At 57.8% G+C, this 17,648-nt stretch carries 18 protein-coding genes; 8 read left to right on the forward strand and 10 right to left on the reverse strand.

The features are described 5' to 3' along the window. The first annotated feature begins 277 nt into the window (after positions 1-277). Positions 278-490: a hypothetical protein gene (locus DVK03_RS10665; RefSeq protein WP_115802909.1), complete on the forward strand. Its 213-nt coding sequence runs from the start codon at positions 278-280 to the stop codon at positions 488-490. Positions 491-896: 406 nt separating this feature from the next. Here the strand turns inward: DVK03_RS10665 and DVK03_RS19670 are convergent, their stop codons facing one another. Together DVK03_RS19670 and DVK03_RS10675 are read right to left on the reverse strand one after the other, a co-directional pair. After that, positions 897-1,763, reverse strand: a complete 867-nt coding sequence (locus tag DVK03_RS19670; protein WP_147298741.1) for a hypothetical protein — start codon at positions 1,761-1,763, stop codon at positions 897-899. 436 nt (positions 1,764-2,199) lie between these two features. Then, complete coding sequence (locus DVK03_RS10675; RefSeq protein ID WP_115802910.1) at positions 2,200-2,520, reverse strand: helix-turn-helix transcriptional regulator; 321 nt, start codon at positions 2,518-2,520, stop codon at positions 2,200-2,202. 393 nt (positions 2,521-2,913) lie between these two features. Here DVK03_RS10675 and DVK03_RS10680 point away from each other — a divergent pair, with 393 nt between their 5' ends. From DVK03_RS10680 to DVK03_RS10690, 3 genes are all read left to right on the forward strand, one after another. Then, positions 2,914-4,023: a site-specific integrase gene (locus tag DVK03_RS10680; protein ID WP_121593835.1), complete on the forward strand. Its 1,110-nt coding sequence runs from the start codon at positions 2,914-2,916 to the stop codon at positions 4,021-4,023. A gap of 177 nt (positions 4,024-4,200) precedes the next feature. Beyond that, positions 4,201-4,437: a hypothetical protein gene (locus tag DVK03_RS10685; RefSeq protein WP_115802907.1), complete on the forward strand. Its 237-nt coding sequence runs from the start codon at positions 4,201-4,203 to the stop codon at positions 4,435-4,437. An 88-nt stretch (positions 4,438-4,525) separates the two neighbouring features. Continuing rightward, positions 4,526-6,157 (forward strand): MarR family transcriptional regulator, encoded by a 1,632-nt coding sequence (locus DVK03_RS10690; RefSeq protein WP_115802908.1) that lies wholly within the window; start codon positions 4,526-4,528, stop codon positions 6,155-6,157. A 261-nt stretch (positions 6,158-6,418) separates the two neighbouring features. Here the strand turns inward: DVK03_RS10690 and DVK03_RS19675 are convergent, their stop codons facing one another. Then, on the reverse strand, positions 6,419-6,823 hold the full coding sequence (locus tag DVK03_RS19675; protein WP_147298742.1) for a hypothetical protein: 405 nt from the start codon (positions 6,821-6,823) through the stop codon (positions 6,419-6,421). Between the two features lie 538 nt (positions 6,824-7,361). On the opposite strand from DVK03_RS19675, the gene DVK03_RS10695 reads away from it, so the two are divergent. Further along, positions 7,362-7,574, forward strand: a complete 213-nt coding sequence (locus DVK03_RS10695; RefSeq protein ID WP_115802909.1) for a hypothetical protein — start codon at positions 7,362-7,364, stop codon at positions 7,572-7,574. A 406-nt stretch (positions 7,575-7,980) separates the two neighbouring features. On the opposite strand, the gene DVK03_RS19680 is transcribed toward DVK03_RS10695, so the two are convergent. Next, entirely contained in the window at positions 7,981-8,847 is an 867-nt protein-coding gene (locus DVK03_RS19680; protein WP_147298741.1) for a hypothetical protein, read from the reverse strand. Between the two features lie 436 nt (positions 8,848-9,283). Beyond that, on the reverse strand, positions 9,284-9,604 hold the full coding sequence (locus tag DVK03_RS10705) for a helix-turn-helix transcriptional regulator (protein ID WP_115802910.1): 321 nt from the start codon (positions 9,602-9,604) through the stop codon (positions 9,284-9,286). A 393-nt stretch (positions 9,605-9,997) separates the two neighbouring features. Here DVK03_RS10705 and DVK03_RS10710 point away from each other — a divergent pair, with 393 nt between their 5' ends. Further along, a complete protein-coding gene (locus tag DVK03_RS10710) occupies positions 9,998-11,107 on the forward strand; it encodes a site-specific integrase (protein WP_115802912.1) in 1,110 nt (369 codons plus the stop codon). A 63-nt stretch (positions 11,108-11,170) separates the two neighbouring features. Here DVK03_RS10710 and DVK03_RS10715 read toward each other — a convergent pair whose 3' ends face one another. The 4 genes from DVK03_RS10715 to asd form a co-directional block, all read right to left on the reverse strand. Beyond that, a complete protein-coding gene (locus tag DVK03_RS10715) occupies positions 11,171-11,497 on the reverse strand; it encodes a hypothetical protein (protein ID WP_115802913.1) in 327 nt (108 codons plus the stop codon). Between the two features lie 107 nt (positions 11,498-11,604). Further along, positions 11,605-11,874: a hypothetical protein gene (locus tag DVK03_RS10720; RefSeq protein ID WP_004042445.1), complete on the reverse strand. Its 270-nt coding sequence runs from the start codon at positions 11,872-11,874 to the stop codon at positions 11,605-11,607. 297 nt (positions 11,875-12,171) lie between these two features. Then, positions 12,172-12,693 (reverse strand): HPP family protein, encoded by a 522-nt coding sequence (locus DVK03_RS10725; RefSeq protein WP_008605371.1) that lies wholly within the window; start codon positions 12,691-12,693, stop codon positions 12,172-12,174. Positions 12,694-12,804: 111 nt separating this feature from the next. Continuing rightward, the gene (asd, locus tag DVK03_RS10730; RefSeq protein WP_004042439.1) at positions 12,805-13,839 is read right to left on the reverse strand and encodes an aspartate-semialdehyde dehydrogenase; all 1,035 of its coding nucleotides are present in this window, start codon (positions 13,837-13,839) and stop codon (positions 12,805-12,807) included. Positions 13,840-14,036: 197 nt separating this feature from the next. Here asd and pccA point away from each other — a divergent pair, with 197 nt between their 5' ends. Beyond that, positions 14,037-15,836 (forward strand): propionyl-CoA carboxylase biotin carboxylase/biotin-carboxyl carrier subunit, encoded by a 1,800-nt coding sequence (pccA, locus tag DVK03_RS10735; RefSeq protein WP_115802914.1) that lies wholly within the window; start codon positions 14,037-14,039, stop codon positions 15,834-15,836. 68 nt (positions 15,837-15,904) lie between these two features. Continuing rightward, on the forward strand, positions 15,905-16,909 hold the full coding sequence (locus DVK03_RS10740) for a biotin--[acetyl-CoA-carboxylase] ligase (protein WP_115802915.1): 1,005 nt from the start codon (positions 15,905-15,907) through the stop codon (positions 16,907-16,909). 39 nt (positions 16,910-16,948) lie between these two features. On the opposite strand, the gene DVK03_RS10745 is transcribed toward DVK03_RS10740, so the two are convergent. Then, entirely contained in the window at positions 16,949-17,518 is a 570-nt protein-coding gene (locus tag DVK03_RS10745) for a universal stress protein (protein WP_004062501.1), read from the reverse strand. Positions 17,519-17,648 lie beyond the last annotated feature (130 nt).

Raw genomic sequence — 17,648 nt, forward strand, 5'->3', positions numbered from 1 at the left:
TTCAAAATATTTGACCCACGTCAATCTCGCAGTTCCTCGAGCGCCCCAACATCCGAAATTGAGTCATCACCGGGGACCGACCACCACCGGAACCCCGCCAAATCGAACCATATAGTAAGTAATTATACGCCACCAGGGGGGTGTGTGGTGGTGGCCGTTTCCTGAAGTGTACGCGGTCTAGTAATTATACGGTCTACACCGACCACGGCCTGTATTCGTGATAGGTGACTTTGGAGATAGAACTAAGTAGGATTGGGTGGCCGGTGAGGTGTCAGCAATGGTATTCCGAAAGCTCCGAAACCACGACGGCACTCCGCTTGTTGCACTCGACCGTGACGATCTCGTCCTCGACGGCGTCATCGCTGCAGACGAGGACGACCGCGAGGACCAAAACATGCACGTCCAACGACTCGGCAAAGGCGTCTACGTCGTTCGCCCGGTTCCAGAGGATGGACCGATCCAGCCACTCCACGAAACCAACCTGTTGTAGGTTCTTGTTAGCAAAGACTGCGATAACCAATCAGAATATATGTTTCTCTCTGTGCGCTTTACAATGTAAATCAGTAGATTCTGGAAAGTACGACATCAATCACGGGGTAGGTGGGCTTCTTCGTGATTCAATTGCACGAAGCATACCTTCAACATCACCTGATTGACCAACTAACTCAATGCCGTGTTTTTTCGCTTGGTAGATGAGTTCGTCGCCACCTGAGCGGGCCAAGAACTCAACATTACTTAGATCTAATCTATTAGAACCTTGCACTTTGGCCTCATCGACAATGCTTTCAGCTTGATTCCTCGTGTTAATCGAGGACTCTTGAACGACGTATTTTTGCACCATTTGCACTCACTACCGCTATCTGGAAGCAGAGTAATCATAGCGTTTGTGGTTGAAATCACACATAGTCTAAGTAATTAAAATCAGGAGAAGGTGTATTCAGCCGAGCAGCAAATACGGTACCACTCCAATTATAATTGAATAAGGTCTGGTTCATCGAGGATCCCATTCGGTTCATAGTCGCATTACGAGAAGAGAGAACTACTTGACCGTTCAACCCCTCACAGATCATATTTGTACTCGTGAACAGACCATATCCCTGCTGTCTCTCGTCATCCGGCCGTGTTGAGAGTCGCTCGGTGAATGCTTTTTTCAAAGCGTCATAATCATCGTCAAAAGAGATTGAATGATCTTCAAAGTTGCCAGGTATGGAAATACCATCATCAACGATACAGATATCTAGACAACCTTTGTTTGGATAATATTGTGACAGCAATGTTGCGTATGAATATTTAGAATGTGTTTCTATGTTTGATACGATTTCACCAATAGGATATTGAAATGAATTTATTTTCCCACCCAATTCGTTATATAAGTGCTTTTTTATCAATGTCCTTATTTTAGTGGCGACTTTTGATGGAGACTTAGTATCAGTCTCAGACTCCATTAAGTATAGTGGCAAACTGTTTGAACTGCTAGTATCTGGGTTCAGATCACCAGAGGGGAACCCGATATGATCAAGGTAGCTTTTGATACGATCGTCAGGTCTCCAGACCCACATTTTTGAATTTTGGTCCAACAATTGGTGATAGACCACCGAAATCGGTGCAAGAAATGCGGGATTGAGCCAGTCGGCATCGCGTAGATCTAGAATAACATCTTCATCAGCAGGTGTCTCTAAAAGCTCATCTTTTGTATTTAATGCAGTCCTATAGTAGGCTAATAAATTGTCACCTGTTAGTCCTGTAGGTGATATCTTCCGCATATATTGTGAGTGGAAAGACAGCTTCCAGACACCTCAAGATGTCGGTGGTCATATTGTTCACTCCTACTCAATAGTGTCAAATAACACACCTATACAAGGCTTGTCCAGAAGCGCGGCCTAACCTTGTCCGGCGGACGTGGTCGTGGAAGTGGCTGCATCAAGCTCGCGTTCACTTTACCATCAAGATACAATTCACCCCACCCAGTTATTTCGAAGAACTCAGCGTTCTCCTCATCAACAATCGGCGATGCAAGTCCTGCGTGTGCGAGTACGCGACACCGCTCACGAACACGCCGAGGAGATACATTAGCGGTGATCTCCCGACTAATCAACTCTGGCGGACTCAACCCTTCTGTCCGCAGAACCTCAAGGATACGATCATCGAGAGCACATTGCCACGTTCCAGACTTTCGTATTGTAGACATCAGGTATATTGCTACGATTCAGATTCTGCAGGCGTTTCTCCATTTCCGTTTTCACCGTTTTCTCCACCTGTCGCTACCGGACGATCTGCCTCAGCGTCCCACTCCCCATCTAGATATTCCTCACCTTTGCTTGAGATGACATAGACGCCATTACCCAGTCCCGTGAGCATGTCGTGCTCCGCAAGTTTCCGAAGACGGCGAGAAATTTGAGCTTTGGAAATATGGATGTAACCGCTATCTTTCAACTGTTTAGGCGATCCTGACCCTTCCGCTCGAATGTATTCGAGAATCCTATCGTCCCAAAGCGTCATCCATGTCGCCGACTGTCGCATTACCCACACATTAGTAACCTCGTGTCGTATGTGTGGCTAATATTACTTCTGTGTTAATTTGACCTCCCAAATGTATCTGCGTTACATATATGTAATATTGGTGTGTTTGTGAGTATGCGGAACTGTGAGACGTGCTGTCGGCTGGTGATGACTATTGTAGGTCCGACGGACGGTGCTGGAACCACCGCCCGTGGGAAAGTTCCGTCAGTATACCATGACGGGAATTACCAATACGGGGCTACAACCCCGCAACCAGAGCAACGCAGCACGGTTTGATAAGCGCGACGAGTACACCTGCCAGATCTGTCGCGCTGAGGAAGCAACCGGGCTAGACGCAGTCTCTCAGCTCAGCGTTTGTGAGTCCTGCGCTCAGTTCAACGAGGAGGATACCGAATGAGCGACGACCTCGAGGAGCTGTCTCCTCGTGACGCGATGGAGATGTGGCTCACTCGGCAGAGTACGGAGAAGGCCGACGAGACGGTCCAGAGCTACCACTACCGGATTAAGCAATTCGTGGAGTGGTGCGAAGAACAGGGGATTACCAACCTCAACGACCTTTCGACCCGCGATGTCTTCGCATTCGACACCGAGTGCCGATCACGGAATCTCTCACCCTCCACGCTGAAGAATCGATTCGGGACGCTGAAACGCTACCTCTCGTTCTGCTCCGATCTGAACGCAGTAGACGAAAACCTCGTTGCAGCAATCGAGATACCCAGTCCCCTCAAGGACGAGCGGGTCAACCAAGAGAAACTTGCATCGGGCCGCGCGGAGGAAATTCTCGAGGCACTTGCGACGTACAGATACAGTTCTCGTGAACATGCGATGTTCACACTCGCATGGCACACGACTGTTCGACTGGGTGCGCTTCGGGCGCTGGACGTTGGAGATTGCTTCCTCGATGACGATGACCTTGACCGGCTTCGCCACTACCCAGAAATTGGCGACGAGGAGTTTGAGGAGATCACTGATCACGTTGAAACCCCGTTCGTATACTTCCGGCATCGTGAGAACACGCCGCTAAAGAACAAGTTCGAGGGTCAGCGACCAGTCGCTATCTCTGACGAAGTTGCAGAAGTACTGGATGCGTACATTCGCGTGAATCGAGTTCCAGTCACCGATGACGAGGGACGTGCGCCGCTGTTCTCGACTGAGAAAGGCGAGAATCGAATGTCGAAGGGCGCTGTCCGGCGGGTTTTCAACATCATCACGCAGCCCTGTGAGTTCGGAAAGCCATGCCCACACGGTCGTGATGTGAACAAGTGCGAAGCTCGTCAACACGGCCGCGAAGCACGTTGTCCGTCCGCTCGATCACCCCACCGAGTCAGGACAGGTGCGATCACCGATCATCGAGATCGCGGGTGGCCGCCTGAAGTGCTATCGGAGAGAGCGAACGCGACTCCTGAGGTAATTCGCCAGCACTACGATCACCCTGACCTGCTCCGCCGGATGCAATCGCGGAGACCGTACCTCGAGGGAGACGCGGAGGTGGACGATGAATAAGAATCGCGGGGCGCAGAATGTGGGCGTCTCATCTCAGCGGTCCCACTTCTTACTATCGTGGGTTAAAATTACTGGTAGTACAAGCTCTGTACTTCCAAAATTCATAGAAAATCTCTACGGATATAACTCGCTCTTTAAGTCACCCCTTATCGGCATTTTCGCCGGGAGGTGGTCGGCATGATGCTGCTCGGCTCGGAGAGCCGAAAGAGCAGTTGCCTCAACTGCGGGTCACACGTCACCCGCGACTTCCGCCGCGTCTACGGTGACCGCGAGGACCGCGCGCACCGCTGTCACGAGTGCGATACGCTGGTTCGCTTACAGCGCGGTTCTGCGGGCGGTCTCGACGTTCCGATTCCGGACCCGTGGGACGGTGCTCCCGGTCGGCACGGCGGTAACCCGGAGCGGTGGCAATGACGGTTCGCTGTCCGTCCTGCAGCCGCGACAGCGACTGCATCTTCCGCTGTGAGTACTGCGGCCGCGATCTCGCGGAGGAGGACCGGCGGTGAGTTCCGTCGCAAGCGCGCCCCACGAGACGCGCGGTGATCTCCTCTACGGCGAATACGGTTCGTCACCGTACTGGGCAGTCCGCCAGCTGTACAACCACATCGACGGAGGTATCTCGAAAGTCGAAGTGGAGGTTCCCCGCCTCGAGGAGGACGGAACCGAGACGTGGGAGGTGTCGATGGGGTTTCACCAGTCGGGTCTGTCTCCGCGCGAGGCAGACACGGTAAACTCGCTTCTCGAGTACGACATCAACGCCTACGGCGAGGGTGAGCGGAAGCTTCCGGTCTGTGTACAGCCGCGACTCGCGTGGTCCGACGAGAACCGTCCTGACAGCGTCCCTGCGACGTTGGGACCCGCGACAAACGTCAAACTACAGAACGTCGTCAACCTCGAGTTAGACGAGATACCGCACGTGTTCAAGTGGGTGATGCGCCGAGTCTGCGAGAAAGTCGGCTTCGACTGGTCGCGCAAGTACTTCGCTGAAGAGCCACACAAGTTCTCGACGATAACCCAGCACGAGCGGTATCTGAGAATCGACCGCGATCAGGCGAAGAAGCTGGTCAGGCGCGACGGCGTCTTCATGCGTCTCTTCATGCTCTCGGCCGATATCGAGGGTTCGCACGTCGTCTACGATTCGAACAACGAGGACGTGGTCGGCTACAACCACCAGCTCCGGCTCGATCGGTCGGCTATTGCTGATCTCTTCCCGAACAGCCAGCACCGTCCTCGAGGGCTTCAGCTGAAGCACTACCACCCGCAGTACGTCCGTGAAAGTTCGGACGGTGACCCGCTGTACCACCCGAAACTCGGCGCGCTGTACAAGAAGAACCTGAACCGCGATCAGGCGGTCGCGTGGGACGACCGGCACGATCTGGTTGGCGACCTGGAAGAGAAATTGCTGAACGTCCTTTCGTGGGCGGACATCCCGACTCGACCGGGAATGTGGTTCGTCGCTGACGACCACTTCAGCGCGGTCGCGTCCGGTCGGACGATTGCGCTGTGGGATGACCCGACCCCACAGATCGAAGCGTCTCAGGACTCGGTCATCATGCGGACACTCTCGCGGCTCACCGACGCGGACCACGACGTGCTTGAGCACTTGGCGCTCACCGACGGCGGCACGAGAGTCGGTGAACTCGAAGACGGAACCGGTTGGTCTTCCACGACGATCTACCGCGTTCTCCAACGTCTCTCAGGACTCCTCGAGAACGACGGCGGTGTCGTGAAGTGGGTTTCTTCGAAGATCGCGCAGGAAGTGCGCGAGCTGGTGAGCATCGCGGACGACGTGGTAGACTCGGTCGCCGGTCGCATCGAGAGCGTGCTGAACGTTGACCCGCGCGACCTGGAGCGCTCCGGTCGTGCATTGCAGAACTGGCTAAATCGATACGGCGCGGAAGTTGTCGCCGGGATGGACGATCGTGACGACCGCGTTCGGATTCGCATCCGGACGGTGCTCACTCAGTCGAAGAACTCCACGGCGACCGGCGAGTACCTTCCCGACGTGCTCGAGGAGGGATACAGCGCGTGGTGTGACGCCGGGCTCGACTCGCGGCGATTCCTCAACGCGATTGTGACCTATGACCGGGCGTACGGTCCCGTGCAGAACACAGTCGCTCGGAAACACCTGTAGCCGGTGGCCGTCTGAGTGGCAACGCTCTCGGTCGGTTCCTTCGTTTATATACTACTCTCTGGTTTTGGGCTGATCCCTGTTTTCGGGTGGAGTCTCGATTCCCCGTGAGCGGTCGTGCTCGAGGAGATCGATCGGGTGCTCTCCCGCTGGATGGGAAAGCCCCCTTAGGGAGTGTGACTAACGTCACAACTGAGAAAAAATAACCCTCCGCCTCCGCTACTCCAGTTGACGCACGCGAAAGGAACCACTTATCAACCGATTTCAATCAGACGTTGTCGAATACGTATAAGCAATTACTTCATCAAGATCGGGAAGATATGCTTCTGAAAACGCGCCGACATCTACTAATCGTGTCTCAACTAGGCCCACCCCTTCCAGTTGCCTTAATATTGCCTGGAGACGGTCTGTCGGCCTAAATTCACTAAGTGTAGATGGATGATCCTCGTCTAGTGGGTATTCTTTCTCAAGTTCCTCTCGTTCAAGCTGGTCTTGTTTCCGATTGAATCTCTCTACCTCAGACCAACTGGTGTCAACTACTTCGTCCGCAATCTCACGAAGCCGAAATGCTTCGTCAGGGTGCTCTTTGAGAAAATCAATGATTTTGACTTCCAGACGAGGAGGTTCATCGCCTGACTGCCAACTGTCTGAGTCTGTATTTACTGGCATTTTACAGTTTCCTGTTGATCTCTTTTAGTGTCCTTTCCAAATCATCAACTCGACTTTCTAGCCCTCGTCTCCCATCAACTGAATCTTCTAACTCATCGACACGTTGGTCAAGAGAGTCGAACGCACGGTCTGGCTGTACAGATCTCTCTAGCTTGTCAAGTCGCCGTTCAATCTCGCTCAACCTACGCTCAATGTCATCAGACATAATCAATTCTTATTGATAGTATAGGATAAGTAATTGGTGAAGGGCGAAAGTGATATTTCAAAATATTTGACCCACGTCAATCTCGCAGTTCCTCGAGCGCCCCAACATCCGAAATTGAGTCATCACCGGGGACCGACCACCACCGGAACCCCGCCAAATCGAACCATATAGTAAGTAATTATACGCCACCAGGGGGGTGTGTGGTGGTGGCCGTTTCCTGAAGTGTACGCGGTCTAGTAATTATACGGTCTACACCGACCACGGCCTGTATTCGTGATAGGTGACTTTGGAGATAGAACTAAGTAGGATTGGGTGGCCGGTGAGGTGTCAGCAATGGTATTCCGAAAGCTCCGAAACCACGACGGCACTCCGCTTGTTGCACTCGACCGTGACGATCTCGTCCTCGACGGCGTCATCGCTGCAGACGAGGACGACCGCGAGGACCAAAACATGCACGTCCAACGACTCGGCAAAGGCGTCTACGTCGTTCGCCCGGTTCCAGAGGATGGACCGATCCAGCCACTCCACGAAACCAACCTGTTGTAGGTTCTTGTTAGCAAAGACTGCGATAACCAATCAGAATATATGTTTCTCTCTGTGCGCTTTACAATGTAAATCAGTAGATTCTGGAAAGTACGACATCAATCACGGGGTAGGTGGGCTTCTTCGTGATTCAATTGCACGAAGCATACCTTCAACATCACCTGATTGACCAACTAACTCAATGCCGTGTTTTTTCGCTTGGTAGATGAGTTCGTCGCCACCTGAGCGGGCCAAGAACTCAACATTACTTAGATCTAATCTATTAGAACCTTGCACTTTGGCCTCATCGACAATGCTTTCAGCTTGATTCCTCGTGTTAATCGAGGACTCTTGAACGACGTATTTTTGCACCATTTGCACTCACTACCGCTATCTGGAAGCAGAGTAATCATAGCGTTTGTGGTTGAAATCACACATAGTCTAAGTAATTAAAATCAGGAGAAGGTGTATTCAGCCGAGCAGCAAATACGGTACCACTCCAATTATAATTGAATAAGGTCTGGTTCATCGAGGATCCCATTCGGTTCATAGTCGCATTACGAGAAGAGAGAACTACTTGACCGTTCAACCCCTCACAGATCATATTTGTACTCGTGAACAGACCATATCCCTGCTGTCTCTCGTCATCCGGCCGTGTTGAGAGTCGCTCGGTGAATGCTTTTTTCAAAGCGTCATAATCATCGTCAAAAGAGATTGAATGATCTTCAAAGTTGCCAGGTATGGAAATACCATCATCAACGATACAGATATCTAGACAACCTTTGTTTGGATAATATTGTGACAGCAATGTTGCGTATGAATATTTAGAATGTGTTTCTATGTTTGATACGATTTCACCAATAGGATATTGAAATGAATTTATTTTCCCACCCAATTCGTTATATAAGTGCTTTTTTATCAATGTCCTTATTTTAGTGGCGACTTTTGATGGAGACTTAGTATCAGTCTCAGACTCCATTAAGTATAGTGGCAAACTGTTTGAACTGCTAGTATCTGGGTTCAGATCACCAGAGGGGAACCCGATATGATCAAGGTAGCTTTTGATACGATCGTCAGGTCTCCAGACCCACATTTTTGAATTTTGGTCCAACAATTGGTGATAGACCACCGAAATCGGTGCAAGAAATGCGGGATTGAGCCAGTCGGCATCGCGTAGATCTAGAATAACATCTTCATCAGCAGGTGTCTCTAAAAGCTCATCTTTTGTATTTAATGCAGTCCTATAGTAGGCTAATAAATTGTCACCTGTTAGTCCTGTAGGTGATATCTTCCGCATATATTGTGAGTGGAAAGACAGCTTCCAGACACCTCAAGATGTCGGTGGTCATATTGTTCACTCCTACTCAATAGTGTCAAATAACACACCTATACAAGGCTTGTCCAGAAGCGCGGCCTAACCTTGTCCGGCGGACGTGGTCGTGGAAGTGGCTGCATCAAGCTCGCGTTCACTTTACCATCAAGATACAATTCACCCCACCCAGTTATTTCGAAGAACTCAGCGTTCTCCTCATCAACAATCGGCGATGCAAGTCCTGCGTGTGCGAGTACGCGACACCGCTCACGAACACGCCGAGGAGATACATTAGCGGTGATCTCCCGACTAATCAACTCTGGCGGACTCAACCCTTCTGTCCGCAGAACCTCAAGGATACGATCATCGAGAGCACATTGCCACGTTCCAGACTTTCGTATTGTAGACATCAGGTATATTGCTACGATTCAGATTCTGCAGGCGTTTCTCCATTTCCGTTTTCACCGTTTTCTCCACCTGTCGCTACCGGACGATCTGCCTCAGCGTCCCACTCCCCATCTAGATATTCCTCACCTTTGCTTGAGATGACATAGACGCCATTACCCAGTCCCGTGAGCATGTCGTGCTCCGCAAGTTTCCGAAGACGGCGAGAAATTTGAGCTTTGGAAATATGGATGTAACCGCTATCTTTCAACTGTTTAGGCGATCCTGACCCTTCCGCTCGAATGTATTCGAGAATCCTATCGTCCCAAAGCGTCATCCATGTCGCCGACTGTCGCATTACCCACACATTAGTAACCTCGTGTCGTATGTGTGGCTAATATTACTTCTGTGTTAATTTGACCTCCCAAATGTATCTGCGTTACATATATGTAATATTGGTGTGTTTGTGAGTATGCGGAACTGTGAGACGTGCTGTCGGCTGGTGATGACTATTGTAGGTCCGACGGACGGTGCTGGAACCACCGCCCGTGGGAAAGTTCCGTCAGTATACCATGACGGGAATTACCAATACGGGGCTACAACCCCGCAACCAGAGCAACGCAGCACGGTTTGATAAGCGCGACGAGTACACCTGCCAGATCTGTCGCGCTGAGGAAGCAACCGGGCTAGACGCAGTCTCTCAGCTCAGCGTTTGTGAGTCCTGCGCTCAGTTCAACGAGGAGGATACCGAATGAGCGACGACCTCGAGGAGCTGTCTCCTCGTGACGCGATGGAGATGTGGCTCACTCGGCAGAGTACGGAGAAGGCCGACGAGACGGTCCAGAGCTACCACTACCGGATTAAGCAATTCGTGGAGTGGTGCGAAGAACAGGGGATTACCAACCTCAACGACCTTTCGACCCGCGATGTCTTCGCATTCGACACCGAGTGCCGATCACGGAATCTCTCACCCTCCACGCTGAAGAATCGATTCGGGACGCTGAAACGCTACCTCTCGTTCTGCTCCGATCTGAACGCAGTAGACGAAAACCTCGTTGCAGCAATCGAGATACCCAGTCTCCTCAAGGACGAGCGGGTCAACCAAGAGAAACTTGCATCGGGCCGCGCGGAGGAAATTCTCGAGGCACTTGCGACGTACAGATACAGTTCTCGTGAACATGCGATGTTCACACTCGCATGGCACACGACTGTTCGACTGGGTGCGCTTCGGGCGCTGGACGTTGGAGATTGCTTCCTCGATGACGATGACCTTGACCGGCTTCGCCACTACCCAGAAATTGGCGACGAGGAGTTTGAGGAGATCACTGATCACGTTGAAACCCCGTTCGTATACTTCCGGCATCGTGAGAACACGCCGCTAAAGAACAAGTTCGAGGGTCAGCGACCAGTCGCTATCTCTGACGAAGTTGCAGAAGTACTGGATGCGTACATTCGCGTGAATCGAGTTCCAGTCACCGATGACGAGGGACGTGCGCCGCTGTTCTCGACTGAGAAAGGCGAGAATCGAATGTCGAAGGGCGCTGTCCGGCGGGTTTTCAACATCATCACGCAGCCCTGTGAGTTCGGAAAGCCATGCCCACACGGTCGTGATGTGAACAAGTGCGAAGCTCGTCAACACGGCCGCGAAGCACGTTGTCCGTCCGCTCGATCACCCCACCGAGTCAGGACAGGTGCGATCACCGATCATCGAGATCGCGGGTGGCCGCCTGAAGTGCTATCGGAGAGAGCGAACGCGACTCCTGAGGTAATTCGCCAGCACTACGATCACCCTGACCTGCTCCGCCGGATGCAATCGCGGAGACCGTACCTCGAGGGAGACGCGGAGGTGGACGATGAATAAGAATCGCGGGGCGCAGAATGTGGGCGTCTCATCTCAGCGGTCCCATACCACCTTTTTACTTCGTCAACTGTCGCTCTCTGAGCGACAGTCTCCTCGCAAAAAGCTGGACCAAAAACGTCCCGCGAGGGCTCGCTTCGCTCGCCTCGCGGTGCAGTACCTGAGTGCGGTGGTGGTTCGTTCACGTATCGACTGAGTGGCTCGGATGGCAACGGGACGGCCGACCGCACCACCCGACGCTCCTCTCCCGTAGAACAGATACGAAAACGCCAGAAACGCCAGCACCGGCCCGACGAACACGGCGGAGACGCCGCCGCCGAGCGCCGGACCAAGGACGAGAAACGCGCTCCGTTGCCACTCCTCGACGAACTCGACCATATCCTTTTCAGCCATACAACAGCTCTCGTCGGAGAAAAACCTCGTAGCGACTACGAGACCAACAGCTCGAATCCTCGTCACTCACGGGCAACAGCCGCAAAAAATCGGTCGAGAACCGCTATTCAGGTCGAGACGGCATCGCAGGTCCAGCCGGGGTCGCTCCCCGTCCGCCGGATGAGGTCCGCGCGGCACGCCGGACAGTAGTCGGGGACCGTCGTTTCGCCCCGCGGGACATAGACGCCACCGCCGCATTCCACGCACGCATCGGCGACGACTGTGGTGCAGTCCGCACACAGATTGAAGTCGTCAACCGTGAGGTCGCGCAGCACTTCGAGCTTTTTGTCCAGGATGTACTCGTCGATAACCGCCTGACAGCTGTGGCACGGCTTCATAGCGATACAGCGTGTCAATTGAGACCATGCCACATATACCTGTCGTCGCCGGTGTCTCTTGACGCGGAATATCGGCCGAGGGGGACCGTCTCCGAGTACGGATACTGTCACGAGTACGCGCGAGCGACGCTAGCGCGCCCGGTGCGAACGTGTTTCACAGAATTCATAAGTAACTCGGTGACGAGTTAGTATTTGCTGCTGTCAGAGGCACATCGGGGTGGCGAACGGAATCAGTCACCCACCACACACCCATTCTCCCGCATCTACCGGTTCGCGTACCGCTCCGAGGACCGAAGTTCAGCTCCTCGCGCCCATGTCGGCGGGGTCGTCTCCGTACATCTCGGTGAGCATCGCGTCCGCCACCTGATGTGCCCCTACGAGAATCACGACGCTCCCGACGATGGTCGCGACCGACTGCGGCGTCGAGAGCAGGCCGAGCGAGACGATGAGCGTCGTCGCGCACGCCGGCGGGTGGACCGCGTCGAGTTCGACCATCCCCCAACTCGTCGCGGCAACCGAGATGGCACCGCTCGTGACGAGCCGCAACGTGTCCGTCGATGCGACCGACAGTGACGGGCTAATCGTCACGCCGGAGGCGATGAGCGCGTAGGCCGCGAAACCGACGACGGCACCGACGGCGTGGCCGCCGACAATGCGAGTCGAGCGGGGGCGCGTGCCGCGCCGCCGAAACGCCAGCGCGAACGCCGTGGGGCCGAGGCTCGGAAAGACGAACGGCTGGCCGGTGGCCCACGCGACGCCGCCGAGCGCGGCGACGAGCAGGCCGGCGGAGAGCCCCGTTTCGAGGCCGCGACGAGACATGCGACACGCTCTGTCGGCGTCGGGGGAAAACGCTGTCTAATTCGAGCGGGAACGGCGTCGGCGGCGACGCCGAGCGCCGGCCCGGAAGCGACGCCGACGGGCGAGGAGAGCCTAAATCCAGCCCTCTTGGGCGAGCAGTTCGCCGTTGAGGACCGACGCGCCGGCCGCGCCGCGAATCGTGTTGTGCGCGAGGCAGTTGTACTTCACGCCGTGGTCGGTCGACTGGATGCCGCCGGCCGAAATCTGCATCCCGTCGCCGCGGTCGCGGTCGAGGCGGGGCTGCGGGCGGAACTCGTCCTCGAAGACGTGGATGAGCTGTTCGGGCGCGCTCGGGAGGTCGACGCCGGGGTACTCGCGCATCGCGGCGGCGACGTCCTCGGGGGAGGCGTCGTCGGCGAGGTCCGCGAAGACGCTTTCGAGGTGGCCGTCGAGCGTCGGAATGCGGTTACACGAGGCGTTGACCTCCGCGCCGTGGAGCGCGACCTCCGCGCCGTCGAACGAGCCCAGAAGCTTGCGGGACTCCGTCTCCATCTTCTCGTCTTCGCCGCCGATGTGCGGGATGGCGTTGTCGATAATCTCCATCGAGGTGACGCCGTCGTAGCCCGCGCCGGAGACGGCTTGGAGGGTCGTGACGTCGACGCGTTCGAGGCCGAACTGGTCGAGCGCGGCGAGCGTCGGGACCATCGTGATGGTCGAGCAGTTCGGGTTCTTCACGAGCGCGCCGTCCCAGCCGCGCTCGTCGCGCTGGACCTCGATGAGGTCGAGGTGCTCCGGATTTATCTCCGGAATCGTGAGCGGCACGTCGGGGGCCATGCGGTCGTTCGAGGAGTTCGAGGAGACGACGTAGCCCGCTTCGAGGAACGCGGGTTCGACCTCGGCGGCGACCGACGACGGGAGCGACGAAAACAGGAGGTCGATGTCATCGGGCACGGCCGCGGGGTCGGTGCTGCCGACTTCCATCGCGGCCACGTCGTCCGGGATGGGCGTGTTGACGCGCCACTTCGCGGCCTCGTCGTATCGCTTGCCCGCGCTCTCTTCGCTCGCGGTCAGCGCCGCGAGTTCGAACGTCGGGTGGTCGTCGAGAAGCTGGATGAATCGCTGTCCGACTGCGCCGGTTGCACCGAGGATGCCGACTCGTACTGCCATTACCCGTGTCGTAGTGTGGCACACGCATAAGGCCGTTTGGATTTGAACCAGTATTCGCGGCGTATAGTGCCAGAGAACTGTAATCTCGGCCGTTCCTTCACGGTCGAACACGTAAATCGTCGTCTGTCGAATCGGCCACCGACGTGCGTTGGGAAAATCGATAGAATAACGTGCGGTTCCCTGAAAGACTACCGCAAATGTTCAGCAAGGTTCTCGTCGCCAACCGAGGCGAGATCGCGGTGCGCGTCATGCGCGCCTGCGAGGAGCTCGGAGTCCGAACCGTCGCCGTGTACAGCGAGGCGGACAAACACGGCGGGCACGTGCGGTACGCCGACGAGGCGTACAACATCGGTCCCGCCCGCGCGGCCGATTCCTACCTCGACCACGAGTCGGTCATCGAGGCCGCGCGAAAGGCCGACGCCGACGCCATCCACCCCGGCTACGGCTTCCTCGCGGAGAACGCCACGTTCGCCCGGAAAGTCGAGGAGTCCGAGTTCACGTGGGTCGGCCCGTCGGCCGACGCGATGGAGCGCCTCGGCGAGAAGACGAAGGCCCGCGCGCTCATGCAGGACGCCGACGTGCCGGTCGTCCCCGGGACGACCGAGCCCGCCGACTCCGCCGCGGACGTGAAGGCCGTCGCCGACGAGTTCGGCTACCCGGTCGCCATCAAGGCCGAGGGCGGCGGCGGCGGCCGCGGCCTGAAGGTCGTCCACTCCGAGGACGAGGTCGACGAGCAGTTCGAGACGGCCAAGCGCGAGGGCGAGGCGTACTTCGATAACGCCTCCGTCTACGTCGAGAAATACCTCGAAGCCCCGCGCCACATCGAGGTGCAGATTCTCGCCGACGAGCACGGCAACGTCCGCCACCTCGGCGAGCGCGACTGCTCGCTCCAGCGCCGCCACCAGAAGGTCATCGAGGAGGCCCCGTCGCCGGCGCTGTCCGACGACCTCCGCGAGCGCATCGGCGAGGCCGCCCGCCGCGGCGTCCGCGCCGCCGACTACACCAACGCCGGCACCGTGGAGTTCCTCGTCGAAGACGGCGAGTTCTACTTCATGGAGGTCAACACGCGCATCCAGGTCGAACACACCGTCACCGAGGAAGTGACGGGCCTCGACGTGGTGAAGTGGCAACTGCGCGTCGCCGCCGGCGAGGAACTCGACTTCTCGCAGGACGACGTGGACATCGAGGGCCACTCGATGGAGTTCCGCATCAACGCCGAGGCCCCCGAAAAAGAGTTCGCGCCCGCGACGGGCACGCTCGCGACCTACGACCCGCCGGGCGGCATCGGCGTCCGCATGGACGACGCCGTCCGCCAGGGCGACGAAATCGGCGGCGACTACGACTCGATGATTGCCAAGCTCATCGTCACCGCCTCGGACCGCGAGGAGGTCCTCGCCCGCGCCGAGCGCGCGCTCGCCGAGTTCGACATCGAGGGGCTCCGCACGGTCATCCCGTTCCACCGCCTGATGCTCACCGACGAGGCGTTCCGCGAGGGGAGCCACACGACGAAGTACCTCGACGAGGTGCTCGACCCCGACCGCATCCAGGCCGCCGTCGAGCGCTGGTCGCCCGAGGCCGCCGCCGACGATGACGACGACGACGAGGTCACGGAACGCACCTTCACCGTCGAGGTCAACGGCAAGCGCTTCGAGGTCAGCCTCGAAGAGCGCGGCGCGCCCGCCATCCCGGTCGGTGACGCTTCGGCGGGCGGCTCGAACTCCTCCGGCCCGCGCAAGCGCCGCGACGACGGCGACGACGACTCCCAGCAGATTATCGAGGGCGACGGCGAGTCCGTCACCGCCGAGATGCAGGGGACCATCCTCTCCGTCGAAGTCGCGGAGGGCGACGAGGTCGAACCCGGCGACACCGTCTGCATCCTCGAAGCCATGAAGATGGAAAACGACGTGGTCGCCGAGCGCGGCGGCACTGTCTCGCAGGTGCTCGTCTCCGAGGGCGACAGCGTCGACATGGGCGACGTGCTGCTCGTCCTCGAATAGTCGGCTCGGAGCGTCGAACCCAACGCTGAACCGCGAACCTCTTTTCCCGTGCGCCGGTACCGACCACCATGAGCGACACGCGACGCACCCTCCTCGACGCACTCGCTGCGGGCCCCGTCTCCGGGCCCGACCTCGCCGACCGACTGGGCGTCTCCCGCGCCGCCGTCTGGAAGCACGTCGAAGCGCTCCGCGACGAGGGGTTCGGCGTCGAGAGCGCCGGCGACGGCTACGTCGTCACCGACGTGCCGGAGTACGGCGGCCCGGCAATCGAGTACGGCCTCGACGCCGACTACGACGTGGAGTTCCACGAGACGCTCGACTCCTCGAACGACCGCGCCCGCGACCTCGCCGCCGAGGGCGCGAGCGACGTGGTCGTCGTGGCCCGCCAGCAGACCGCCAGCCGAGGCAGGAAAAATCGGGAGTGGTCCGCGCCCGACGGCGGCGTCTGGATGAGCCTGCTCGTCCGCCCGGACGAACCGCCGGCGTACGCCCCGCTGTACACGCTGGCGATGGCCGTCGCCGTCTGCGACGCGGCGCGCGAGGCCGGGGTTGACGCGAAAATCAAGTGGCCGAACGACGTTATCGTGAGCGAAGCGAGCGGAGGTTCACCGGCTCACGCCGGTGACCGTTCGACCGACGCCGACGCGCCCGCCGACCGCGGCTACCGAAAGCTCTGCGGCATCCTCACCGAGATGGAGGGCGAGGCCGACCGCGTCTCGTGGCTCGTCATCGGCCCCGGAGTCAACGTCAACCTCGACCCCGCGGAGCTCCCCGAGGGCGCGACGAGCGTCGCCGCCGAGGCCGGCCCCGTCGAGCGTCGCGTGTTCGTCCAGCGGGTGCTCGAACGCTTCGACGAACTGCGCGGCGACCTCGGCGCCGTCCTCCCCGCGTGGCGCGAGCGGGCTGACACGCTCGGCAGGCGGGTCCGCGTCCACACCGCGAGCGGCGTCATCGAGGGCGACACCGTCGATATCGAACACCCCGGCACGCTCGTCGTCAGCACCGACGCGGGCGAAAAACGAGTCCACGCCGGCGACTGCGAACACCTGCGCCCGGCCGACGACGGGCGCTGAATCCGCGACCGAACCTGCACCGCTGTTTCTGCTGTTCCGCTACTCTCCGCCGTCGGCGGTCGCCGTCGAATCGGCGGGCGCGTCCGCCTCCGCCTCTGCGGGCGAATCGACGGGCGTCTCCGGCGCAGCGTCGTCCGGCACCTCGACGGCGTGCTCGTCCGCGTCGTCGCCGCCCTCGATGCGGACGGTCAGGACGGGAACTTTCGACGCGCGGACGACCTTTTCTGCGACCGAGCCGAGGAGGAGGCGGTCGATGCCGCCGCGCCCGTGGGTCCCCATCACGATGAGGTCGCACTCGCCGCGCTCGGCGAACTCGACGATTTCGCGGCTCGGCGTCCCTTCGAGGACGTGCGTCTCGACGGGGACGCCCTGCGACTCGGCCGCGCGCTCGACTTTGTCGAGCGCCGATTCGGCGTCGGCGCGCAGCATGTCGTCGAGCCCCTCCCACGACGATTCCATCGGAAGCCCCGCGAAGCTCCCCGCGTTCACCACGTACACACCGTGGAGTTCCGCACCGTGGACGGCCGCTAACGCCGCCGCGTGGACCGCGACGCGCTCGGAGCCGGCGGAACCGTCGATGGGAACGATGATTCGGTCGTACAACACCATGACACTTGATAACATATTCTCGGGGTCGGTAATAACCCTTTGCTACGGGAGGAGTACTGCGAGAATAGGTCGGCGTTCGTGAGCGTTTCGCGGCCCAACGGCCGACGGTCGCGGGTCGGCGGTCGCGAGC

It is taken from the genome of Haloferax sp. Atlit-109R, assembly GCF_003665865.1.
GTDB lineage: Archaea > Halobacteriota > Halobacteria > Halobacteriales > Haloferacaceae > Haloferax > Haloferax volcanii.

Coding starts and splice junctions, on each gene's coding strand:
- DVK03_RS10665 (WP_115802909.1), top strand. CDS start 278: ATGGTATTCCGAAAGCTCCGAAACCACGACGGCACTCCGCTTGTTGCA.
- DVK03_RS19670 (WP_147298741.1), bottom strand. CDS start 1,763: ATGCGGAAGATATCACCTACAGGACTAACAGGTGACAATTTATTAGCC.
- DVK03_RS10675 (WP_115802910.1), bottom strand. CDS start 2,520: ATGCGACAGTCGGCGACATGGATGACGCTTTGGGACGATAGGATTCTC.
- DVK03_RS10680 (WP_121593835.1), top strand. CDS start 2,914: ATGAGCGACGACCTCGAGGAGCTGTCTCCTCGTGACGCGATGGAGATG.
- DVK03_RS10685 (WP_115802907.1), top strand. CDS start 4,201: ATGATGCTGCTCGGCTCGGAGAGCCGAAAGAGCAGTTGCCTCAACTGC.
- DVK03_RS19675 (WP_147298742.1), bottom strand. CDS start 6,823: ATGCCAGTAAATACAGACTCAGACAGTTGGCAGTCAGGCGATGAACCT.
- DVK03_RS10695 (WP_115802909.1), top strand. CDS start 7,362: ATGGTATTCCGAAAGCTCCGAAACCACGACGGCACTCCGCTTGTTGCA.
- DVK03_RS19680 (WP_147298741.1), bottom strand. CDS start 8,847: ATGCGGAAGATATCACCTACAGGACTAACAGGTGACAATTTATTAGCC.
- DVK03_RS10705 (WP_115802910.1), bottom strand. CDS start 9,604: ATGCGACAGTCGGCGACATGGATGACGCTTTGGGACGATAGGATTCTC.
- DVK03_RS10710 (WP_115802912.1), top strand. CDS start 9,998: ATGAGCGACGACCTCGAGGAGCTGTCTCCTCGTGACGCGATGGAGATG.
- DVK03_RS10715 (WP_115802913.1), bottom strand. CDS start 11,497: ATGGCTGAAAAGGATATGGTCGAGTTCGTCGAGGAGTGGCAACGGAGC.
- DVK03_RS10720 (WP_004042445.1), bottom strand. CDS start 11,874: ATGAAGCCGTGCCACAGCTGTCAGGCGGTTATCGACGAGTACATCCTG.
- DVK03_RS10725 (WP_008605371.1), bottom strand. CDS start 12,693: ATGTCTCGTCGCGGCCTCGAAACGGGGCTCTCCGCCGGCCTGCTCGTC.
- asd (WP_004042439.1), bottom strand. CDS start 13,839: ATGGCAGTACGAGTCGGCATCCTCGGTGCAACCGGCGCAGTCGGACAG.
- pccA (WP_115802914.1), top strand. CDS start 14,037: ATGTTCAGCAAGGTTCTCGTCGCCAACCGAGGCGAGATCGCGGTGCGC.
- DVK03_RS10740 (WP_115802915.1), top strand. CDS start 15,905: ATGAGCGACACGCGACGCACCCTCCTCGACGCACTCGCTGCGGGCCCC.
- DVK03_RS10745 (WP_004062501.1), bottom strand. CDS start 17,518: ATGGTGTTGTACGACCGAATCATCGTTCCCATCGACGGTTCCGCCGGC.